This window comes from Paenarthrobacter sp. TE4293 (assembly GCF_050435325.1).
In the GTDB taxonomy this organism is placed as follows: Bacteria; Actinomycetota; Actinomycetes; order Actinomycetales; family Micrococcaceae; genus Arthrobacter; species Arthrobacter nitroguajacolicus_C.
The window spans coordinates 191,380-212,442 of the sequence record NZ_JBNJRY010000005.1; the positions used below are offsets into that span (position 1 = coordinate 191,380).

General features: G+C 64.9%; 21 protein-coding genes and 1 riboswitch. Of the genes, 12 read left to right on the top strand and 9 right to left on the bottom strand.

All coding sequences use genetic code 11. The features are described 5' to 3' along the window. The first annotated feature begins 38 nt into the window (after nucleotides 1–38). The gene (locus tag QF015_RS11995; protein WP_429389248.1) at nucleotides 39–908 is read left to right on the top strand and encodes a DUF4031 domain-containing protein; all 870 of its coding nucleotides are present in this window, start codon (nucleotides 39–41) and stop codon (nucleotides 906–908) included. Continuing rightward, nucleotides 905–1,669, top strand: a complete 765-nt coding sequence (locus tag QF015_RS12000; RefSeq protein ID WP_429389250.1) for a 2-phosphosulfolactate phosphatase — start codon at nucleotides 905–907, stop codon at nucleotides 1,667–1,669. The genes QF015_RS11995 and QF015_RS12000 overlap by 4 nt, the downstream gene beginning before the upstream one ends. Here the strand turns inward: QF015_RS12000 and QF015_RS12005 are convergent. After that, nucleotides 1,666–1,800, bottom strand: a complete 135-nt coding sequence (locus QF015_RS12005) for a hypothetical protein (protein ID WP_310210663.1) — start codon at nucleotides 1,798–1,800, stop codon at nucleotides 1,666–1,668. The two genes, QF015_RS12000 and QF015_RS12005, sit on opposite strands and share 4 nt — an antisense overlap. 6 nt (nucleotides 1,801–1,806) lie before the next feature. On the opposite strand from QF015_RS12005, the gene QF015_RS12010 reads away from it, so the two are divergent. Continuing rightward, nucleotides 1,807–3,477 (top strand): sialidase family protein, encoded by a 1,671-nt coding sequence (locus QF015_RS12010; protein ID WP_429389252.1) that lies wholly within the window; start codon nucleotides 1,807–1,809, stop codon nucleotides 3,475–3,477. Nucleotides 3,478–3,489: 12 nt separating this feature from the next. Here QF015_RS12010 and QF015_RS12015 read toward each other — a convergent pair whose 3' ends face one another. The 3 genes from QF015_RS12015 to QF015_RS12025 form a co-directional block, all read right to left on the bottom strand. Next, nucleotides 3,490–3,891, bottom strand: a complete 402-nt coding sequence (locus QF015_RS12015) for a YccF domain-containing protein (RefSeq protein WP_011776159.1) — start codon at nucleotides 3,889–3,891, stop codon at nucleotides 3,490–3,492. Between the two features lie 87 nt (nucleotides 3,892–3,978). Beyond that, nucleotides 3,979–4,428 (bottom strand): SRPBCC family protein, encoded by a 450-nt coding sequence (locus QF015_RS12020; protein ID WP_429389254.1) that lies wholly within the window; start codon nucleotides 4,426–4,428, stop codon nucleotides 3,979–3,981. Between the two features lie 287 nt (nucleotides 4,429–4,715). Then, the gene (locus QF015_RS12025) at nucleotides 4,716–5,321 is read right to left on the bottom strand and encodes a phosphoribosylanthranilate isomerase (RefSeq protein ID WP_429389256.1); all 606 of its coding nucleotides are present in this window, start codon (nucleotides 5,319–5,321) and stop codon (nucleotides 4,716–4,718) included. 98 nt (nucleotides 5,322–5,419) lie between these two features. Here QF015_RS12025 and QF015_RS12030 point away from each other — a divergent pair, with 98 nt between their 5' ends. From QF015_RS12030 to QF015_RS12050, 5 genes are all read left to right on the top strand, one after another. Continuing rightward, a complete protein-coding gene (locus QF015_RS12030) occupies nucleotides 5,420–6,061 on the top strand; it encodes a HutD/Ves family protein (RefSeq protein WP_429389258.1) in 642 nt (213 codons plus the stop codon). A 57-nt stretch (nucleotides 6,062–6,118) separates the two neighbouring features. Next, a riboswitch (guanidine-III (ykkC-III) riboswitch) is annotated at nucleotides 6,119–6,184 on the top strand. 9 nt (nucleotides 6,185–6,193) lie between these two features. After that, the gene (locus QF015_RS12035; RefSeq protein ID WP_172323106.1) at nucleotides 6,194–6,508 is read left to right on the top strand and encodes a DMT family transporter; all 315 of its coding nucleotides are present in this window, start codon (nucleotides 6,194–6,196) and stop codon (nucleotides 6,506–6,508) included. Between the two features lie 2 nt (nucleotides 6,509–6,510). Further along, entirely contained in the window at nucleotides 6,511–6,888 is a 378-nt protein-coding gene (locus tag QF015_RS12040) for a DMT family transporter (protein ID WP_310210680.1), read from the top strand. Between the two features lie 180 nt (nucleotides 6,889–7,068). After that, nucleotides 7,069–8,073, top strand: a complete 1,005-nt coding sequence (locus QF015_RS12045) for an aldo/keto reductase (RefSeq protein WP_310210683.1) — start codon at nucleotides 7,069–7,071, stop codon at nucleotides 8,071–8,073. 4 nt (nucleotides 8,074–8,077) lie between these two features. Next, nucleotides 8,078–8,728, top strand: coding sequence for an MBL fold metallo-hydrolase (locus tag QF015_RS12050; RefSeq protein ID WP_429389261.1), 651 nt, complete (start codon nucleotides 8,078–8,080; stop codon nucleotides 8,726–8,728). Nucleotides 8,729–8,803: 75 nt separating this feature from the next. Here QF015_RS12050 and QF015_RS12055 read toward each other — a convergent pair whose 3' ends face one another. Beyond that, a complete protein-coding gene (locus QF015_RS12055) occupies nucleotides 8,804–10,525 on the bottom strand; it encodes a DEAD/DEAH box helicase (RefSeq protein ID WP_310210689.1) in 1,722 nt (573 codons plus the stop codon). A gap of 571 nt (nucleotides 10,526–11,096) precedes the next feature. Beyond that, complete coding sequence (locus QF015_RS12060) at nucleotides 11,097–12,515, bottom strand: MFS transporter (protein WP_429389263.1); 1,419 nt, start codon at nucleotides 12,513–12,515, stop codon at nucleotides 11,097–11,099. Between QF015_RS12060 and soxR the strand changes: the two genes are divergently transcribed. Continuing rightward, nucleotides 12,514–13,038, top strand: a complete 525-nt coding sequence (gene soxR, locus QF015_RS12065) for a redox-sensitive transcriptional activator SoxR (RefSeq protein WP_310210694.1) — start codon at nucleotides 12,514–12,516, stop codon at nucleotides 13,036–13,038. The genes QF015_RS12060 and soxR overlap by 2 nt on opposite strands. A 5-nt stretch (nucleotides 13,039–13,043) precedes the next feature. On the opposite strand, the gene QF015_RS12070 is transcribed toward soxR, so the two are convergent. Further along, complete coding sequence (locus QF015_RS12070) at nucleotides 13,044–14,978, bottom strand: FG-GAP-like repeat-containing protein (RefSeq protein ID WP_429389265.1); 1,935 nt, start codon at nucleotides 14,976–14,978, stop codon at nucleotides 13,044–13,046. Between the two features lie 158 nt (nucleotides 14,979–15,136). Between QF015_RS12070 and QF015_RS12075 the strand changes: the two genes are divergently transcribed. Next, nucleotides 15,137–15,892 (top strand): SAM-dependent methyltransferase, encoded by a 756-nt coding sequence (locus QF015_RS12075; protein WP_429389267.1) that lies wholly within the window; start codon nucleotides 15,137–15,139, stop codon nucleotides 15,890–15,892. On the opposite strand, the gene QF015_RS12080 is transcribed toward QF015_RS12075, so the two are convergent. Then, nucleotides 15,889–16,923, bottom strand: a complete 1,035-nt coding sequence (locus tag QF015_RS12080) for an Lrp/AsnC family transcriptional regulator (RefSeq protein WP_429389269.1) — start codon at nucleotides 16,921–16,923, stop codon at nucleotides 15,889–15,891. The two genes, QF015_RS12075 and QF015_RS12080, sit on opposite strands and share 4 nt — an antisense overlap. A gap of 141 nt (nucleotides 16,924–17,064) precedes the next feature. Between QF015_RS12080 and QF015_RS12085 the strand changes: the two genes are divergently transcribed. Together QF015_RS12085 and QF015_RS12090 are read left to right on the top strand one after the other, a co-directional pair. Then, nucleotides 17,065–18,282: a M20 metallopeptidase family protein gene (locus tag QF015_RS12085; RefSeq protein WP_310210706.1), complete on the top strand. Its 1,218-nt coding sequence runs from the start codon at nucleotides 17,065–17,067 to the stop codon at nucleotides 18,280–18,282. A 30-nt stretch (nucleotides 18,283–18,312) separates the two neighbouring features. Continuing rightward, the gene (locus tag QF015_RS12090; RefSeq protein ID WP_310210709.1) at nucleotides 18,313–19,605 is read left to right on the top strand and encodes an MFS transporter; all 1,293 of its coding nucleotides are present in this window, start codon (nucleotides 18,313–18,315) and stop codon (nucleotides 19,603–19,605) included. Nucleotides 19,606–19,677: 72 nt separating this feature from the next. Here the strand turns inward: QF015_RS12090 and QF015_RS12095 are convergent, their stop codons facing one another. Next, the gene (locus QF015_RS12095; protein ID WP_429389272.1) at nucleotides 19,678–20,955 is read right to left on the bottom strand and encodes an MFS transporter; all 1,278 of its coding nucleotides are present in this window, start codon (nucleotides 20,953–20,955) and stop codon (nucleotides 19,678–19,680) included. Nucleotides 20,956–21,063: the final 108 nt, after the last annotated feature.

Sequence of the window (21,063 nt, forward strand, 5' to 3'; positions counted from 1 at the left end):
GGCAACTGGGAAGGATCTCTTGGGATTACACTTTGGCAATGGCCATCTACGTTGATCCGCCCCTGTGGCCAGCGCACGGGACCGTGTTTTCGCATCTCGTATCGGACACGTCGCTGGACGAGTTGCACGCTTTTGCGGCGGCCGCCGGGGTTCCGGAAAGGGCCTTCGACGGAGACCACTACGACGTCCCCGAACGCCGTTACGACGACCTTGTCATGGCCGGCGCCATCCCCGTGGAGGCCCGGATCCTGGTCCGCAAACTTATTGCCAGCGGGCTCCGGATTCCCGCGCGCGAACGGAGCAAAGCCTTGACGGTCCCCTTGATGGAGCGGTGGAACAGCATCTTCCCGGGCCACGAAGAGCTGGGCCTTGAGCTGCTGGAACGGTGGGGCGAGGACGGCAGGAAGTATCACAGCCGCACCCACCTCCTGGCAGTACTTGAGGCCTTGGACACCCTGACCGAACCGGCCCTTCCTGCCCGGACCGTCTCCTTGGCGGCCTGGTTTCACGATGCCGTATACGAAGGTGTCGCCGGTCAGGATGAGGAAGACTCAGCCCGCCTCGCCGAGGACCGCCTCACGTCCGTGGGCCTGGCTCCTGCCGACGTGGCCGAGGTCGCGCGGCTGGTCCGGCTCACGTCATCCCACTCTCCCGAGCCAGGTGACCATGCCGGCGCCCTCCTTTGCGACGCCGACCTCTCCGTTCTTGGCGGCGACGAGCAGTCCTACGCCCGGTACCTCGCCGCCGTCCGCGAAGACTACGCCCACGTCAGCGACGACGACTTCGCAAAGGGCCGCGCCGCCGTCGTGCGTCATCTCCTGGGCCTTGACCCGCTGTTCCACGGCGAACGCGCCCAGGCGCTGTGGCTCGACACCGCGCGCCGAAACCTCGCCGCGGAGCTCGCGTGAGTGGATCGTTGAGCGAACCTGGCGCGCCCCAGCGGCAGCTTCCGTATGCGGTACGGTTCGAATGGGGGCTCGACGGCGCCCGTGCGGTGGTGCCCGGAGCCGACCTTGCGGTGGTGGTTGACATTCTCTCGTTCACTACGTGCGTCAGTGTCGCGGTGGACCGCGGGGCGATGGTGTTTCCCTACCGCTGGCATGACGCGTCGGCGAGTGAGTTCGCTGCCCACCACGGTGCTTTGTTGGCTGGACCGAGGGACTCCGAGGGTCTCAGCTTGTCGCCGGCGGGCCTTCGTGCTGCACCGGTGTTGGAGCGCGTGGTCCTGCCCTCGCCCAACGGTTCCGCGATCAGCCATGAGCTCGATTCCTCGGCACGGCAGGTGGTTGCGGTCTCGCTGCGGAACGCGGCCGCAACGGCGGACTGGGTCCACGCCACGTTGCCCGCTGATGCCGTGATTGCAGTTGTCGCTGCAGGTGAAAGGTGGACCGACGGGTCCCTGCGGCCGGCGTTGGAGGATCAACTCGGGGCGGGTGCGTTCATTGCCGGGCTGGCTGCGGCCGGGCGTCGAAACTTTTCTCCAGAAGCCGAGTTGGCCGCCGCGGCCTTCGACGCCGCCGAACCCCGGTTGGCCGCTATTCTTCGGGGCTGTTCCAGCGGACGTGAACTGCTCGACGCCGGTTTCGCGGAGGACATCAGCATCGCGGCGGAGTTGGACGGCAGTTCCACTGTGGCCTTGCTGCGGGACGGGGCTTTCCAGGCAGCCTAGGCAGGCTTGGCTCTCAGCAGAACGATCGCACCAAACGCGCCGAAGCCGGAAGCGATTTTGGCGTGCACGACCAAGTGCGGGATGAGGTCTGCCAGCAGCGTGCCCACCACGGCGATGGTCCGAGCTAGCATAGAGGTGTGACCTCCTACCTCTTGGGTGCCGCCCGCCCTGAAATGCTCATGGCCCTTCCCGATAGTGAACACGTCCTGGCCGTCCGCGGCATGGGTGGATACCGTCAGTACCGCATCCCGGCGCTTGCCATCAGCACGCGGGGCACAGTGCTGGCCGCCTACGACGGCCGCCCAAACCTGGACGACCTTCCCAATCCCATCGATCTACTCCTGCGTCGCAGCTACGACAACGGGGTCACCTGGGAGCCGCAGCAGCTGGTCCGCACAGGTTCCGGGCTGCACGGTTTTGGTGATCCGAGCCTGCTGGTGGACGCCGAAACCGGCCGCATCTTCATGTTCCATGCCGCCGGGACGCACGCGGGCTTCTTCGAGGCCGTTGCGGGTTTGGAGCCGGATGACGACGTGCAGCATGCGGACGTCAGCTTCTCAGACGACGACGGCGACACCTGGCAGCACCGCCGACTTACCGCGCAGCTCAAGGGGCGCGGAGTGACAGGCCTTTTCGCTGCGGCAGGACAGGGAATTCAGATGCACGCCGGGCCTTTTACGGGCAGGTTGGTGCAGCAGTACGTTGTGTTGATGGACGGTTCCATCATGGCCGCATCTGCGTTTAGCGACGACCACGGCGAAACGTGGGCCTTGGGTGGGTTGATTGGTCCGGGTCCCTCCGGGCTCGGGCCCAATGAAAACAAAGTGGTGTGCCTGGACGATGGCCGGCTGCTCCTGCATTCACGGGCAACGCCGTGCCGATTGTCCGCTGTGTCCGAGGACGGCGGGCTTTCATGGAGTCCGTTGCAGGCTGTTCCAGAGTTGCCGGACCCCAGCGACAACGGTTCCTTGGCGCGCTTCGACGGTCTGCCCGGCGTGGCTGCCTTTGCCACGCCGGAGACTTCATCCTGGCTGCTCGCGAGCAATAACCACGACCCGCATCTGCGTCGCAACACCGTCCTGAGCCTCTCCCCCGACAACGGTGCCACATGGCCCGCCAAGCTGCTGCTCTGCGGCGGTAGTTCGGCGTACTCGACAGTCACGCGGCTCCCTGACGGGAACATCGGGGTTCTCTATGAACGGCAGGGGTACCGGGAGATCGTGTTCGCGTCGATCCCCGCCGAGCAGCTAACGGAGCAGCTAGCCGCTACTCCGCGCCCAGTTTCGGAAGCCCCGGAACCGACTGGCTTGGCGTTCGACATGGAACTCCGGTCCATCACCCCAGGGAGGCCCGCGGTGTGGCAGAACGCCGGCGACTTCCACGTGATCCCCTCCAACGGCGACGGCGAATGGGATGTGCAGACCTGGAAGGAAATCGGCCAGGGCTACGCCGGGGACCAGGTTCTTGGCACGCGGGAGGCGCAGGACCTCAACTACGGCCCCATCGTCCCAGGCTACAAAGCCGGGGACATCCTCGCCTTCACCGGACGCGTCCGCAACGGAGGCACTAAGCCGGCTGCCGGCGTCGTACTTCTCGGACCGCACCACAACGCCGGTGAGTTCCCGCCCGTTGACCTGCGGCCCGGCGAACACGCTCTCTATTTCACGCCCACGTGCACCGTCACCGAGGCGGACCTGGAGCGCAGCACCCTGGAGCTCGTCTTCACAGCAGAAGCCGACGGCGGAACGGTGCGCTTGGAGCGGGCGTTCCGTTTCGACCTGCGCACCGGGGCAGCTATCGCTTTCTAACGCGAGTGCTTCCTAGCGGTAGGTGCTGACGAACGGCTGGTTGGTAGGCACGATCTGCTTGCCGAGCGGCATCAGTGACACCGGAATCAGCTTCAGGTTGGCGATGGCCAGCGGGATGCCAATGATGGTGATGGCCATGGCAAAAGCGGTGACCACGTGACCGATGGCGATCCAGATGCCCGCGACGAGCAGCCAGATCACGTTGCCGAGGAGCGCAAACACCCCGGCGCCGCCCGGCTTCTCCACCACCATCTGGCCAAAGGGCCACAAGCAGTATGCACCGATCCGGAACGAAGCGATGCCCCACGGGATGGTCACGATGAGCACGCAGCAAATAATGCCCGCCGCGAAGTAACCCAAGGCCAGCCAGAACCCGCCAAACACAAGCCAGATGATGTTAAGGAGCGTTTTCATAGTTCCTATTCTCCCTTGTGGGCCTGACAAAAAGCCTAGGGGTCTGCCCTGATTCTTCCCTGACTACTGGCTGCGTTGCCAAACCCCTCAGGCCAGCAGGTCATCCAGCTTGTCGAACGAGGTAGCCCAGCCGTCGCGGGTCATGTCCACCCACTCCTGGGATTCGAACGGCCCCTGCGTGACATTCATGCGCGTGCGGCCGCCTAGGTCTTCGAATTCAAGGCGCATTTCCTCGTATTCATGGTCGGCATCAGGAGCGGCCTTGGCTTTCGCAACCAGCAGTGCGGGCGCTTCCAGCTCCGTGATCACGGCTTCGATGGGGGCTTCCTGCTCTCCGTCCTCGTCCGACCACACCATGACCACCTGCCAGATGCCTCCCACCCGCGGCTCAACGATGATTTTCTCGCGGGGAGCCTCTACCTCCACGGGTCCGAACCACTGAGCAAGCTGGTCCGGCTCCATCCAGGCGTCGAAAACCCTCTCACGAGGGGCATCGAACTCGCGGCTCATGGTCAGGGTGTAGTGATCCGTGCTCATTGCGTGGCTCCTGGTTTCCGTATTTCGATGCGTTTCGGCGGTGGGCCTGCTGTTGGAGCGATTCTATGGTGTGCCCCTGACGCTCTCCCACCAGACCACCCAAATCCCCCAACCCTCTCCCACCAAACCACCCAAATCCCCCAACCCCCTCCCACCAAACCACCCAAATCCCCCAACCCTCTCCCACCAAACCATCGGAAAGACCGTGGGGTGAGAGAGCGTCTAGCAAAAGGCGGCGGAAGGTGAGCGAGCGTCGCCGAAAAACGGGCGGAAGGTGAGAGAGCGTCCTAGCTGCCGGAGGCTTTCGCGGCTTCGACGAAGGCGCGGATCTTGGCCAGGTCCTTCACGCCACGGGATGCTTCGACACCCGAGGACACATCCACTCCCCAAGCACCGGCGGCAGTCGCAGCGAAGGCGACGTTGCCGGGTTCCAGTCCGCCGGCGAGCAGCCACTCGCGGCCGTCGAGTCTCTTGGCCCGGACAGAAGCGTAGTCCCAGGCCTCTCCCGACCCAGGGACTGCAGCGTCAATCAGGAACATTTCCTCGCCCAGATCAGCGAACTCGTCCTCGGAGGCACCCATGGCGACGGCTCGAATCAGCCGCATCCCGGCGTCGTGCACTGTTGTGACGTCGTCCGCAGTCCGGTGACCGTGCAGTTGAACCCATTCAAGGCCGGCGCTCCGTGCCCTGGCCACGGCATCAGCGGCAGGCTCGTGCCGGAAGACCCCCACGGCACGAACACCGTCAGGCACCAGTGGAAGCAGAATACGCACCTGCTCCGGGCTGACTTCGCGCGGGCTGGCAGTGAGGACGAACCCGACGGCGTCCGCACCGGCATCGACGGCTTCCTGCACTGACTCGGGCGTGCTCAAGCCGCATACCTTGACGAACATTCCCCGCGCCTCCAGTCGATCCCACAACGTTTTCCACATATGACGTTAGCAAGCCGCAATGCCAACGCAGAAGCCGCGTCCACCACTAGGCTGGTCGGATGGAGATCATCCGCTTTGCCGATATTCATCCCGAACCGTGGCGCAACGGCGGCGGGGTGACCCGCGAACTCGCAAGCCATCCGAAGGCCGCCTCGGCCCAGGACGGGGCGTGGGATTGGCGCGTCAGCATTGCCGATGTCTCCAAAGCCGGCGATTTCTCGGTGTTCCCGGGCATGGAGCGCGTGATCACCATCATCGAGGGCGAACTGCTGCTGCTCACGGTGGACGGCTCCGAGCATCCGCTCGAGAAGTACCGGCCGTTCCGGTTTTCGGGTGAAGCCGCCTCGGGTGCCACCCTCCCTACGGGCGACATCCGCGACCTGAACGTGATTGCACGCGCCGGGGCTTTCAAGGGCTACACGTCCATTGTGGAGATTTCCAAAAAGCGCGGGCATCCGGTCTTCGAAGGCCAACTCGCTGTCCTCCTTGAGGGTAAGGCGACGGTTTCGCCAGGCGCCGCTGTGGAGGAGCCCGCTGTGGAGGAAGAGTCCGACGGCGGCAACCCGGCACCCAGCGCCGGCGAACCTGTCGAGTTGTCCCGGTACGACGCCGTGGTGGGATCCGATACCCGGAGCCCGGAAATCTCGGGCCGTGGCTTCATCGCCGTGATCTCGATCGACCACGTGGAGCCCAGCGCCTGAGCTGGTGACGTTTGCCACCAGAGGTGGCCACGCTGCGCCGGAGTTGCTAGCCTGAAATGAAGGTTCCGATGCGGGACCTCCGGACGACGGTTCAGTACCCGGAACGCGACAAGACTGGCCAAAGGAAATGTCATGTCGTGGATTATCCTCATTCTCTCCGGAGCACTCGAAGCCGTCTGGGCCGCAGCGCTCCACCGTTCCAAGGGCTTCCGCAAACCGGTCCCCACCGTCGTCTTCCTGGTGTCCGTGATTGCCAGCATGGCCGGACTCGCGATCGCCATGCAGTCCATTCCCACCGGCACTGCCTATGCGGTGTGGGTCGGGGTAGGCGTCGTCCTGACCGCAACGTATGCGATGGTCACCAAAGTTGAACGCGCGACGACGGCCCGGCTGCTCCTGCTTGCCGGCATCGGCGCATGCGTGGTCGGCCTGAAGGTGGTGGCATAGCCATGACGACGAACACTTCCAAGAACACCGGCAACGGCATCTTCTGGGTCATCCTCCTGGCCTCCGCCCTCCTCGAAGCAGTCTGGGCCACCGCGCTGGGACTCTCCAACGGCTTCACGCAGCTCTTTCCCACGGTGGTCTTCGCTGTCACCGCCGTGTTGAGCATGCTCGGACTCGGTATCGCGGTGAAGCGCATCCCCCTCGGCACTGCCTACGCGGTATGGGTGGGCATAGGCGCAGCATTGACTGTTGGCTGGGCAATGATCACGGGCGTCGAGTCCGCGAGCCCGCTGAAGCTGCTCTTCATCGCGGGAATCGTGGGCTGTGCTGCCGGTTTGAAGGCCCTGCCTGCCGATAAGCCGCAGCCCGCCGGCGAGTAGCGACCACTCCGGGGTGGGACGTACTCCATTTCGATGCCTCGCTGCGCATTAGACGTCTCCTACCCTCGAATGCGCAGCAAACCATCGAATCGGGCAGGCATCAACCTTCCCGCTGGAATACCCTCGGCCGTCACCGGGTTCACGCTTTCAAGAGCACCCCAACGCGCATTGGAGAAGTTCATGACTGCAGTTCAGCTCGGCGATGGCCTCACGGTCAGCCCCCTCGGTTTCGGCGGAATGGCCCTGACCCCGGTGTATGGCGGGATCGATCCCGAAGAAGGCTTGCAAACACTCAGGCATGCAGTGGATGCGGGCATCACGTTCATCGACACCGCAGACGTGTACGGTGCCGGGAGCAACGAGGAATTGGTAGGCAGGCTCTTGAAGGAGCGCCGCGACGAGATCCAGGTTGCCACCAAGTTCGGAATTGAGGGCAACCCCGCGGACGGGTACACGGGAGTCCGCGGGGATGCACCTTACGTCAGGCAAGCGGCGGAAGCGAGCCTCCGCCGCCTCGACACTGACGTCATTGACCTCTACTACATGCACCGCCGTGACCTCCGCGTTCCGATAGTGGAAACCGTGGAGGCCATGGCGGAGCTGGTCCGTGAGGGCAAGGTCCGGCACCTTGGCTTGTCGGAAGTGACAGCCGAGGAGCTCAGGCAGGCCAACGCCGTCCATCCCATTGCCGCGGTCCAGAGTGAATGGTCAATCTGGAGCAGGGATGTTGAACTCAACGTTGTTCCTGCAGCCAAGGAACTTGGCGTTGGGTTTGTGCCGTACTCGCCGCTGGGCCGTGGATTCCTTACGGGAACCGTCAGCGCAGGCGATCTGGGCGAGAACGATTTCCGCCACAAGATCCCCCGTTTCGGCGACGAGGCACTTGATGCGAACCAGGCCGTCGTGGCCGCGGTTCGCGAGGTAGCCAGCGGGCTGGATGCAACTCCGGCCCAGGTAGCCCTGGCTTGGCTGTTCACCCAAGGTCAGCGCCTCGGGATTTCCGTGGTTCCCATCCCCGGCACGCGCAAAACGCACAGGATCGACGAGAACCTGGGGGCACTGTCCCTGCAACTGGGGACAGCACAACTTGAGGTGCTCGACCAGGCCGCGGCCGCCGTCGTGGGTTCACGATCGGCGGACCCCAACTGGGTCTCGCAAGGCCGCGAGGCCAACAACGTAGGCTGAACGAATGGACTCGCTTATTCACTCACTACGTGACGTCACCATCCGCAGCATTTCGGTCAGCGAGATGAACAACAACGTGTACCTGTTGACCTCAAAGTCCACCGGTGCGCAGCTGTTGATCGACGCCGCCGACGACCTCCCTGCCATTGAGCAACTGCTGGAGGACAGCGCCGCGGATTCGTCGGCCCCCACCAAACTGGTCCGGATCGCCACCACCCACCAGCACTGGGACCACGTCCGGGCGCTGGAGGAGCTGGTCGCCGCCACCGGCGCGACCACCTCAGCAGGAGCGGACGACGCCGATGCGTTGCCGGTTCCGGTGGATGTCCGGCTTGGTCACGGCGACGTTGAGCAATTCGACGACATCGAAATCACGGCGATCCACCTGCGCGGACACACCCCGGGTTCCATCGCTTTCGTGTACCAGGATCCGAACGGGCCGGCCCACATTTTCAGTGGAGACTCGTTGTTTCCGGGAGGCGTCGGCAACACACAGAAAGATCCTGCACGCTTCACTTCACTGTTGAACGACGTGTCGGAACGACTGTTCGACGCCTATCCGGACGAAACCCTGGTGCACCCCGGCCATGGACTGCCCACGACACTCGGCGCCGAGCGGCCACACCTTGAAGAGTGGCGCGCCCGAGGCTGGTAGCACCTGGAGTTGCGGGGCCTGCTCTGCACCCCATTCCTTCCGGAAAGCGTGTAGAGCGGGCCTCACAACGGGAGGTTAGCGGCCGCGACGCTCGTTCGAGGCCGGAGCGGAAGCACGACGCGGGCCGCTGCGTGCCGGACGACCTGCGCCCGAGCCACCGCGACCGGAGTTGCCGGAAGCACCCGAACCGTAGGATCCACCGGACGTGGCCCCCGTAGCGGAAGACCATACGGCCTTGTTTCCGCCGGTGCGGGTGCTCGTGGTGGACGCCGTGCGCGGAGCCGAAGCTGAGCGCTGGCCGGTAGCCGGACGACCACTGCGGCCGTTCTGACCCTGCGAGCCGGGAACGTCATTGCGGTGAGTTGCACCCGACTTGCCGCGACCGCGTGAGCTGCGGGCGACGTCGTCGTTTGCTGCTGCGCGGCGATCCGCACGATTGGTGTCCGTACGAACCGGCTCAGCAGCAACCTTGCCGCGTCCGTTACGACCGCCGCGGCCACCAGCGGTGGGTGCAGCCTGCGTGGAACGGCGTGCGCGCTTGCGCTGGGCGTTGGCGCCAGTGGAGGTGCCGCCACCCTGCGGGGCTTTCGCCGCGAGGAGGGCTGCACGGGTGCGGGGATCAACCTTGTCAGCGATGTCGCCCACGAGCTCGGCAACCAACGGGGAGTTGGCCGTGACGCGCTCGAAGTTGACGTCAACGCCGGCAGCCTTCATGAGCTTCTTGACGTCGCTCTGCTGCTCCGGGAGGGTCAGCGTGACCACAGTGCCATCGGAACCTGCGCGGGCCGTACGGCCGGAGCGGTGCAGGTAAGCCTTGTGCTCTGTGGGCGGGTCCACGTGGATGACGAGTTCGACGTCGTCAACGTGCACGCCGCGGGCTGCGACGTCGGTGGCCACCAGGACGCGGACGTCACCGTTGGAGAACTCGGCAAGGTTGCGGTCGCGGGCGTTCTGCGACAGGTTGCCGTGAAGGTCGACGGCGGGGATGCCGGCGTCCGTGAGGGTCTTCGCAAGCTTGCGGGCGTGGTGCTTGGTCCGCATGAAGAGGACGCGGCGGCCGGCGCCGGAGGCCAGTTCAACGATGAGCTGCTTCTTGACGGTCTGGTCGTTGACCACCAGGACGTGGTGTTCCATGGTGGTGACAGCGGCCTGGGGATCATCCACGGAGTGCGTCAGCGGGTTGGAAAGGTAACGGTTGACCAGCTTGTCAACACCGTTGTCCAACGTCGCGGAGAAGAGCAGGCGCTGACCCTGGGTGGGGGTCATGTCCATGAGCTTCTTGACGACCGGGAGGAAGCCGAGGTCGGCCATGTGGTCAGCCTCGTCCAGCACAGTGACCTCAACGGCTTCGAGGGTCAGGATGCGCTGGCGGATCAGGTCTTCGAGGCGGCCCGGGCAGGCGATGACAATGTCGACGCCGGCGCGCAGCGCCTTTTCCTGGCGCGCCTGGGAGATGCCACCGTAGATAACCGTGGTGTTCAGGCCCATGGCCTTGGCCAGCGGCTCGATGGTGGCGTTGATCTGGGTTGCCAGTTCACGTGTCGGTGCAAGGACGAGGCCCATGGGACGGCCCGGCTTGCGGAAGTGCTTTGCTTCGCGCTCGGCCAAGCGGGCCACGAGCGGGATGGCGAAAGCGATGGTCTTACCGGAGCCGGTGCGGCCACGGCCCAGGACGTCGCGGCCTGCGAGGGTGTCCGGGAGGGTCTTCACCTGGATGGGGAATGCCTCTTCGATGCCGTCTGCGGCGAGGGATTCAGCGATGGGCTTGGGCGTGCCAAGGGCAGCAAAAGTAGTCATAAACTTCATGTCTTTCGGGCGGTGTCCAGTTGCGGACATCGGCCCCCGACGCCGGTTGGGCCAGGGGTTCGCCGAGGAAAAGTCAGGTGGTCTACCGGTTCGCTGCAACAGCGGTGGCCGGGACCAAATAGAACGCGTTCATCGACGCAGGATGTGCCTCTCACATGAAAAATGCCCCGTCGCGCAGCCTTTAGGCCACCTGCTTCAGGGCGTCACCGCACATCAAGTGTTCCCAGTCTAGCAGTGATCGGCGCGGAGCCTTGCATCGGGGCAGGTCAGCCTCCCGTTGAGAGGCCCGCTTTACACGCTTCCGGGCGCAAATACCGTGCAGAGCAGGCCTCGCAACTCACCCACCCGGCGTTGAGAGGCCCGCCTTACACGCTTCCGGGCGCGAATACCGGGCAGAGCAGGCCTCACAACTCACCCACCCGGCGTTGAGAGGCCCGCTTTACGCGCTTCCGGGCGCAAATACCGTGCAGAGCAGGCCTCGCAACTCACCCACCCGGCGTTGAGAGGCCCGCTTTACACGCTTCCGGGCGCAAATACCGTGCAGAGCAGGCCTCGCAACGAGTTAGGCGTGGCGCGAGAGCTCGGGTTTCGCGTCCGGGGCGCCCAGTCCAGTGTCCGGAGATGCCACACGGGCGGCGACCCTCGGCGCCATCAGAACCCCGACGACCGCGATGACCGCCGTCAGTGCGAAGACCCCCGCAAACGAGTTCGTCTTCGTAAAGGCCGCGAAGACCAGTCCCGTGGCGGCGAGGGACAGCGCGCCACCGAGCGAGTCGGAGATGGACATAGCCGCACTGTTGAAGCCTTGATTCTCCTCGCTGGACAGTGCCAGCGTCATCACCGAAAGCCGCGGGTACATGAGGCCCATCCCAGCGCCCGCGAGGATCCAGCCGCCGATCGCCACGGCCGCGGGCAGGGCAAACGCAGCCGTCACCAGCGTGGAGATCACGGCTATCAGCACCAGGGCAGCGCCGATCTTCACGGCGAGGTCGTCGGCCAACTTTTCACCCAGTCGGCCCTGCACCGCCGATGCTCCAGCCCAGGCGAGCGCGGCGCCGGTCAGGGTGAGTCCGGCAAACGTCGGCGTGAACGCGTAGCGCTCGGTCAGCAGGTACGGCAGGTACACCTCGGCCCCAAAGAACGCCGCCGACGCCAGCCCGCGAACCAGGATCACACTGGGCAACCCACGGCGCGCAGTCAGCGTCCCACGCGGTACCAGTGGGCGGACCGCCACCAGCGCCAGGACAAGCGCGACGACGGCAATCACCCCGCCCACGCCCGGCGCCTCGGCGGACAGGTTCAGTCCGAGGACCGCGACGGCTGCGAGCGCAGCCCACCCCATGCGGCCGAACGCCCACGGGACGGGCTCGGCGACTGATTCCGAAGCGGGCCCGGATCCCATCCCCCGCACGGCCGGCACCACCATCAGCAAAGCCGGGACCACCAGCCCCACAACGCCCAGGAACACCCAGTGCCAGCTGCTCAATTGGGCCACGACACCTGCGGCGAACGGGCCAACCAAGGACGGAACTACCCAGGAGGCAGCGAAGGCGGCGAAGATCTTGGGATGCAGCGCGGGCGGGTACACGCGGGCTACCAGCACATAGAGGGCAACGGTCATCGCGCCACCACCGAGCCCTTGGACCAGCCGGCCCAGCACCAGGATTTCCATGGTGCCGGCCATACCGGCAATCAGCAGTCCGAGGACGAACAACGCCACCGAGGAATACAGGGGCGCCGCCGGACCACGACGATCCGACCAGTTCCCCGCTGCCACCATGCCCATCACACCAGTAGCCAGCGGCCCGGCGAAGGCCAGTGCGTACAGGCTGGCTCCATCGAGGTCTCGGCTCACCAGCGGCATGATGGTGGTCACCGCGAGGGACTCAAACGCGCTCAGGAATACGAGCGCGCAAGCCCCCACGGTGGCGAGCAAGTACGGGCGGCGCAGAATCCCGGCCGTTGAGGTGTCAGAGGTCATGGACGTCAGCCTAGAACCTCAACTATTGTTGAGGTCAATCCACCACGCCCACCCTCGGAGCAGAGCCATGCCGCAAGCCGCCGCCCACCGGCCCCTTACCATCGGTGAGCTGTCCGAGCGAAGCGGAGTGTCGCCGTCGGCCCTTCACTTCTACGAACGTAACGGGCTCATCGAAGCGGAGCGGACGGCAGGCAACCAACGGCGGTACCGCCGCGAGACGCTGCGGCGGGTGGCGTTCATCAAGACCTCCCAGCGGGTCGGCCTGCCACTGAAGGACATCCGCGAGGCCCTGGATTCGTTGCCGGACGGCCGAACCCCCACCAGGCACGACTGGGCCAAGCTGTCGCTGCGGTGGCGCGAGGAATTGGACGAACGCATTGCCGCACTCCAGCACCTCCGCAACGACCTTGACGGGTGCATCGGCTGTGGCTGCCTGAGCCTGAAGTCATGCACGCTGCAGAACCCGTCGGACGAGCTCGGCGCTTCAGGGGCCGGGGCGCAGCGCTGGAACCAGCCGACGTAGCAGCATCAGAGAATGGCGGTCATGTCATTCCACCCGGCGCCCACCTGCAGGTCGGATTGCAGGCCACCAGACGCTGATCCGCGGTAGAGCCTGAGGTTTCCATTGGCATTGCGCGCCAGAACATCGGGCAGCCCGTCGCTGTCGACGTCGCCGGGTGTCACCAGCGCCGTCATGACGTTCCAACCGATACCCACCTGTCTGCGCGGGAGCCACCCCCCGGCGCCGTTCCCTTCGTAGAGCCACATAGTGCCGGCTGCGTCTTTGGCCAAAATGTCCCCTCCCTGAGCCCCGAATTCCCCCGGCCCCAGAATGGTGGTCATCTGGTTCCATCCAAATCCCGCTTTGACGCGCGGGAGCCAGCCGCCCACCCCGTTGCCCGGATACAGCCAAAGATCCCCTGCGGCGTCGCGGGCCATGACATCCGCTTTACCGTCACCGTTGAAGTCGCCGGGGGTAACGACGGCGGTCATGGCATTCCAGCCCACGCCCACTTTGGTCCTTGGCAGCCAATTCGAGCGGCCGTTCCCGGGGTAGAGCCAGAGGTCCCCGGCAGCATCCCGCGCCAGGACGTCAGCGTGGGCGTCTCCGTTGAAGTCGCCGGCAGACAGGATGAGGCTCATGCCGTTCCATCCTGAACCCACCGCGGACCGTGGAAGCCACCCTTTCTTTCCGTCGCCGGGGTAGAGCCACAGGGTGCCCGCCGTATCCCGGGCGAGAACGTCGGTGGCGCCGTCGGAGTTGTAGTCCTTCCATACGTTCTTTGGCGGGCCGGAGGTGTCGATGACCCAGATGGCGTTGCCCCCGAAGGCAGCAGCGTAGAGCTTGGACCCGTCCGGTGCCATGGCCTGGACCGACGCGGAGGCACCGAGCTCGATGGTCTCGGCCAGCGGGATGGAGAACCCGTCGGACCGGGCGCCCCACACTTGGAGCACCGTTGACTGGGAACGATAGAGCCGTGTTCCATCCGGGTGGACAACCATGGTGCTCCACTCCTGCCTGTCCGGAGTGGCCTGCCCCACGCTCAGGGTCTCAAGGTTGAGCTGGGACACCATGGGGTTACTGATCGCTCGACGACCCGGCGAAGGGTAATACGGCTGTCCATGGTCTTCGAAAAAGGCGCGCTTGCTGTCAGGGGTGAAGACAGGAGCGGACGGCTCCAGGAACGTTGAAAAAGTGGCCAGGACCTTATCGGTGGCGGTATTGATGACCGAAAGTCCCCATCCGTGCACCGTCACCAACCGGGTTCCATCCGGTGAGATGGTGCCATCCGTCCCGGTCATCGGCCCGGTGCCAAGGACAGTTCTGCTCCTGGTGTCTATGACTGCGACGGATGCGCCCTTGAGCGCGTAGAGCTTGGCGCCGTCGGGAGTTGCGAGCAGCTTGGTGATGGTGCCGCCTGTCGGTATCTGGGCGGTCACCTTGCCTTGTGCAACATCAACCACCTTCACGCCTGCGTTGGCGAGTCCCACATACAGCGCCGTCCCGGCGGGGCTGGCCACCATGCCGGCCACGCCGTCGCCCATCGGGACCACAAACTTAACGGTCATGGTGGATGTGTCGACGATAGTGACGCTGGTGCCCGTCGCCAGGAAAGCCGATGTTACCTTCGGACTCAGCACCATCGCGGTGGTGGGGCCGGCCTGGACGCTCTTGGTCACCACTCCCTGGGCTGTATCGATGACCGAAAGACCACCCTCCGGGCTGGCCACGAAGAGCCTGCTGCCGTCCTTGTTGAGCTCCACAAATCGCGGGTGGGCTACGTCAATCTTCCGGGGGTCGGCCTGGCTGGCTGCCTGAACCGTCGCCTGGACCGCCAGCGCCCCGGCAACGGACGTTGATGGATCCGCTTGCGAGGGTGGCGCCCCTGCCATCACCACCACAGCTGCAAGGGCACCTGACAGGCAGGCCTTGAGTCTGAATTTTCGCGCCAGGAACACCATGAATCCCCCAGTTCGGGCGCCCTGGATTCGCGATGGGCGCGTGTGCGACAAAGGCTACCCACCGTCGCATGGAAAAACCAGACTCCAACGGAACGTGGGACTTGCCGAAACAGCAACAAGCATTGCTTTCCCTCCACCCGCCACGGCACGCTTGGCGTATGACTGAAAAGAAGCACGACGGCGGCACTCCCCACAGCGATCAACCCGCCGACGCCGGCACTCACCAGCACGGGCACCAGCACGGACACCAGCACGAAGGCGCGCAGCAGGGCGGCCTGAACCTCCATGAGGACGCGGACAACGCCGTGGACATGTGGGACGGGATGTACCGGGAACGAGCCAGGATTTGGAGCGGGAACCCGAACCCGCAGCTGGTCGCAGAAGCCAAGGATCTGAAACCCGGCAAAGCACTGGACCTGGGCTCCGGCGAAGGCGGTGACGCCATTTGGCTCGCCCAGCAGGGCTGGACCGTCACCGCGTTGGACGTGTCCGCCGTCGCGCTTGAACGGGCAGCTGCGCATGCAGCGGAAGCCGGCCAGGCTGAGCGCATCACCTGGCAGCAACAGGACCTCACCGAGTGGGAGCCCCAGCCGGTCTTCGATCTGGTCTCGGCCCAGTTCCTGCACTCGCCCCTGCTGCCGTGGCGTGACTCCGTGGCAATGGCAGCTGCGGCAGTCGCCCCGGGTGGCACGTTGTTGATCGTGGGTCATCACCCCCACGGCCTCCCGCCGTGGAGCCACCATCACGAGTCCGGCATGTTCTTCACGCCTGAGCAGCTTGCGGGTGCGTTGCGGTTGGACCGGGAGCCGTGGTTCGTCAATGTCCTTACGGACCGCGAGCGTACGGTTGCTGGTCCCAACGGCGAGTCCGGCACCACCCTGGACACGGTCTTGAGGGCTGTTAAGCACGCTTAGACGCCGTCGGGCAAGAGCTCTCCGTAGGGCGGCACCACTGTCCCGGTGGCGGTCGAGTCCGGGTTCAGCATCCATCCGACGCGTTTGGCAGTGTTGAGCATGACGACGCTCTCCACCAGTTCGATGCCCGGGATGCGTTGCTGAACCGTCAGCTCCATTTCCATGACATCGGCCAAGGATCGCAGCCACATGATCATGGTGAAGTTGGTACGGCCCGTGGTGGACGCGGAGAAGCGGATGTTCCGGATGGCCCGCAGCTCCGTGGCGGCGGCCTCGTGGTGGCCCGCGGGAACGTTCGCGAACCATTGCACCGTGATGGGGAATCCGGAGAACTGCTGGGCAATTTCGCAACGGAAGGACAGCATCCTGCTGGCCAGCACCCTCCCGAGTTGCCGCTGGACCGTTGCTGGATTCCGGCCCAAAGCGCGCGCAATCTCGGCTGCGGTGGCCCGGCCGTCGCGCGCGAGGAAGGGAATCAGCGCCAAGTGGCTTTCGGGAAGGGGGACCACGATCGCGTCCGCTGACGGGCCGGCCGACTCCGGACCGGCAAGTCCGCGGAGCGCCTGCTGTTCCGCCTTGCTGAGTACGTTAAGCCGCCACGCATAGCCACTGGTGTGGATCCTGGTGCAGAGGGCCGTGTGGTACTTGGTGAGTCCTCGGATCTCTTTCAGCCTCGGCAGCAAGTGGGTGCTGAACTGCTCCAAATCCTGGGTGATGACCGTGAGTGTGAGGTCGCGGTTGCTGGCGGCTTCCTCCACAGTGATGACCTCCGGAAGCTGGGCGACGGCGGCTGTGACATCCGGCCTCAGATGCATTTCGCAGTCTATGTCCACCATGGCCAGGCACATGTCCTTCGGATCGCCCATGAGGTGCGCCGTTGTCCACGCTGCGCCGGCCGCCCGCAGACGCTCCCACCGGGAGGCCAGGGTGGTGGCGTGGACGCCAAGGACTTCACCGGCGTCGGACCAACTGATCCGGGGCGAAATCTGCAAAGCGTTGACCAGCCGCAGATCTTCTTCACTGAGCTCCATGAGTAGATTCTCCCAGGTGCGTGCATATTTCCTGCTGTTTACGAGAGAAGATGCATATTTCCAGATGTTTTCCGCTGTGTGAATCACGTCACCACACAATGTTCTCAGGAACAAAAACCCCGGACAGCCCCAGGAGAACACATGACAATCGCCGCCGACGCCCGCGAATTGAAGGACGACATCGTCCGCCTCCGGCACGACCTCCACCGTGAACCCGAAATCGGACTGCAGCTCCCCCGGACCCAGGAAAAGGTACTCAAAGCGCTGGACGGACTGCCGTACGAGATCACCCTTGGCAAAGAAACGACCTCGGTCACCGCGGTCCTGCGGGGCGGTGCGGCCCACGCTTCGGCCGAGAAGCCCGTGGTGCTGCTGCGGGCCGACATGGACGGACTCCCCGTCCAGGAGACCACCGGCGTGGACTACACCTCCCGTATTGATGGCGCGATGCACGCCTGCGGCCACGACCTCCACACCTCCATGCTGGCCGGCGCTGCGACGTTGCTGGCCGAACGTCGGGACCAACTCGCCGGCGACGTCATCCTCATGTTCCAGCCCGGCGAAGAAGGCTTCGACGGCGCGAGCTACATGATCAAGGAAGGCGTCCTGGACGCCGCAGGCCGTCGCGCGGATACTGCCTACGGAATGCACGTGTTCTCCTCGCTTGAACCGCACGGCCAGTTCGTCACCAAACCAGGCGTCATGCTCAGTTCCTCGGACGGGCTGGTTGTCACAGTCCTGGGAGCGGGCGGCCACGGCTCCGCTCCGTACTCCGCCAAGGACCCCGTCACGGCTGCTGCCGAAATGGTCACGGCGTTGCAGGTCATGGTCACCCGTCAGTTCAACATGTTCGATCCCGTTGTCCTGACCGTCGGGGTCCTGCACGCAGGGACCAAGCGGAACGTCATTCCCGAGACCGCCCGCATCGAAGCCACCATCAGGACCTTCTCCGAGGCGTCCCGGCGGAAGATGATGGAAGCAGTACCCCGGCTGCTCCAGGGAATCGCGGCAGCCCACGGTTTGGAGGTGGACGTGCACTACCAGGAGGAATACCCGCTGACCATCAACGACGAGGACGAGACCACCACCGCCGAGAAGGTCATCGCCGGGATGTTCGGCGAGTCCCGGCACACCCGGATGGCCACTCCCCTCAGCGGTTCCGAGGACTTCTCCCGCGTCCTCGCCGAAGTCCCCGGCACCTTCGTGGGCCTCAGTGCCGTTGCTCCCGGCGCCGACCACACGACGTCGCCGTTCAACCACTCGCCTTATGCACTGTTCGACGACGGCGTCCTCACCGACGGTGCCGCGCTGTACGCCGAACTCGCCGTGTCCCGCATCGCCGCCCTCGCCGGCAACTAACTCCCACCCCTCCCCACTTTGGAGAACCACATGACCGCCACTGTAGGAACGTCTCCCGACGTCAAGGTCCACAAGTCGCACCTGCGCACGCTGGTCGGTACCGGCATCGGCAACGCCGTTGAATGGTACGACTGGGCAATTTACGCAACCTTCTCGCCGTTCATCGCGAGTGCCTTGTTCAGCCAGGCGGACCCCACGTCGGCCGTGCTGTCCACCCTGGCGATCTTCGCCGTCGGGTTTGTGGCCCGTCCGTTCGGTGGCTTCGTGTTCGGCTGGATCGGCGACCGGATTGGCCGCAAGACGTCCATGACGGTGGCCGTGGCCCTTGGTGCGGTGGGCAGCCTGCTCATCGGTATTGCGCCAACATTCGCTGCTGTTGGTGCCTTCGCTTCGGTGATGCTGCTGGTGGCCCGGCTCATCCAGGGCCTGGCGCACGGAGGTGAGCTGCCGTCGTCGCAAACGTATTTGTCCGAGATGGCACCCAAGGAACACCGTGGCTTCTGGGCAACCCTCATCTACACGTCCGGCACCGCCGGAATCCTGGCCGGCACCCTGCTGGGCGCGATCCTCACAGGTGTCCTGAGCAAGGAAGAGATGAGCGCCTGGGGCTGGCGCATCCCGTTCCTCATCGGTGGAGCCTTGGGCATCTACGCTCTGTTCATGCGGGCCAAGATGAAGGAAACCGAGGCGTTCGAGGCTGAGGCTCCCACCGAAAAGCGCCTCCCGATCCTGCCGCAGATCATCAAGTACCGGAAGCAGGCCCTGCAGGTTATCGGCCTCACGGTGGGCCTGACGGTGGTCTACTACATCTGGGGTGTCGTGGCTCCGAGCTATGCAGCAACGTCCCTGAAGATGGACCGCGGTGAAGCCCTGTGGGCCGGTGTGATCGCCAACGTCGTCTTCATCGCGGCCCTGCCGTTCTGGGGCAAGCTGTCCGACCGTATCGGGAGGAAGCCGGTGATCATCGCGTCAGCGGCCGGCGCCGCTCTGCTGCACTTCCCGATGACGTGGCTGCTCAAGGACTCGCCGTGGCAGCTCGCAGTGTCCATGTCCGTGATGCTGTTCTTCATCGCCGGCAGCGCTGCGATCGTTCCGGCCGTCTACGCGGAACTGTTCCCGACCCACATCCGCACCATCGGCGTCGGCGTCCCGTACTCCATCTGCGTCGCGGTCTTCGGTGGCACGGCTCCGTACCTGCAGACCTGGCTCGGCAGCATCGGGCAGGGCTACCTGTTCAACGTGTACGCCGTGATCCTGCTGCTGGTGGGCATCGCGTTCGCCTTCTCCATCCCGGAGACCAAGGGCAAGGACCTGACCGTCTAAGTTCCCTTTCGTTGCGAGGCCCGCTCTGCGCACTTCCCCGAGGTTTTGGGATGCAGAGTGGGCCTCACAACGTTAAACGAAGCGGTCGCGGCCGGCGCGGTATCCGAAGAACGCTGCCAGGCTCCCGACTACCAGGAACAGGATGCCGGCCGCTGCGAACCCGCTCGTTGCCTGATGGAGTTGGCCCACCATCAGTGTGCCGACCGAGCCCACACCGTAGCCGACGCCCTGCATCATTCCGGACAGGTGCGCGGCGGTGTGGGCGTCGCGGGTGCGGACCATGATCATGGTCAAGGCCACGGCTGTCAGCGATCCCTGTCCCAGCCCGTTGAGCCCGGTCCAGACCCAGATCAGCTCCGTGGGGCCAAAGATGGTGAGCGCAAACCCACCGCCCGTCATCAGCGCCACCACCATGTTGATGATCCGCTGGTCCTTGAAGCGCGTGGCCAATGCAGGGGCAAACAGAGAGCCGAGCATCTGCAGCACGATCGACACCGAAACGATCAACCCGGCCGTTCCGCCGTCGATCCCCCTGTCGCGAAGGATAGGCGCCATCCAGGCGAACACGCTGAACGACATCATGGCCTGCAGCACCATGAACAAGGTCACCTGCCACGCCACCGCTGAACGCCATACATTCACGCCACCGTGGACGGCCTGGTGCTTTACCGATGGCTGGCGGATTGCCAGCGGCAGGAAAAGCAAGAGTACGACGGCGGCAGGCACCGCCCAGAACCACAGCGCCGAGGTCCAGTGACCGGTTGCCGCAAAGACCGGATACGTGAAGCCCGCACCAAGGGCCGCCGATGCGCATATTGCTGTGGTGTAGAGGCCGCCCATCACGCCAAGGCGGTGCGGGAAATCCCTTTTGACGACGCCCGGAAGGAGGACGTTGCACAGCGCGATGGCGGCTCCGCAAGCCGCTGTACCGGCGAGAAGCATGGGCAGATGACCTGCGCCGGGGATCTCCAGGGGCCTCAGGAGCAGCCCGAGCGTGAGGACGGCCATGGCACCCAGGAGCACCCGTTCTGCACCGAATCGGCGGGCCAGGAAGGGAGCGAAGGGTGCGAAGACGCCCAGCAAGGTGACCGGCACGGTGGTGAGGACCACCAGCGACCAGCCCGGCAGACCGGCGTCGGACGTTATTTCCGGAAGGACCGCGGAGAAACTGGAGAAGACGGTACGCAGGTTCAGGCCAATCAGCACCAGACAGATGCCAAGGTAGACGAGGCTCTTCTTGCCGCGGAGTTGCGTTGGGTCCGCTGCCGGCTCGTCGTCGATCTCGGCGTCCACTGCTATTTCAGGGAGGACTGATTTCTCTGGGTAGCCGGGCGTCTTGGAGGAGGTCACACGTCCTATTCTGTCAGCCGAGGGTTGGGGATGCGTGGTGGGGTCATTGTGACCAGCCCGCGACATATCCACGTGGGGACTGTTGGCTTCAGCCTTCACGATTTTGGC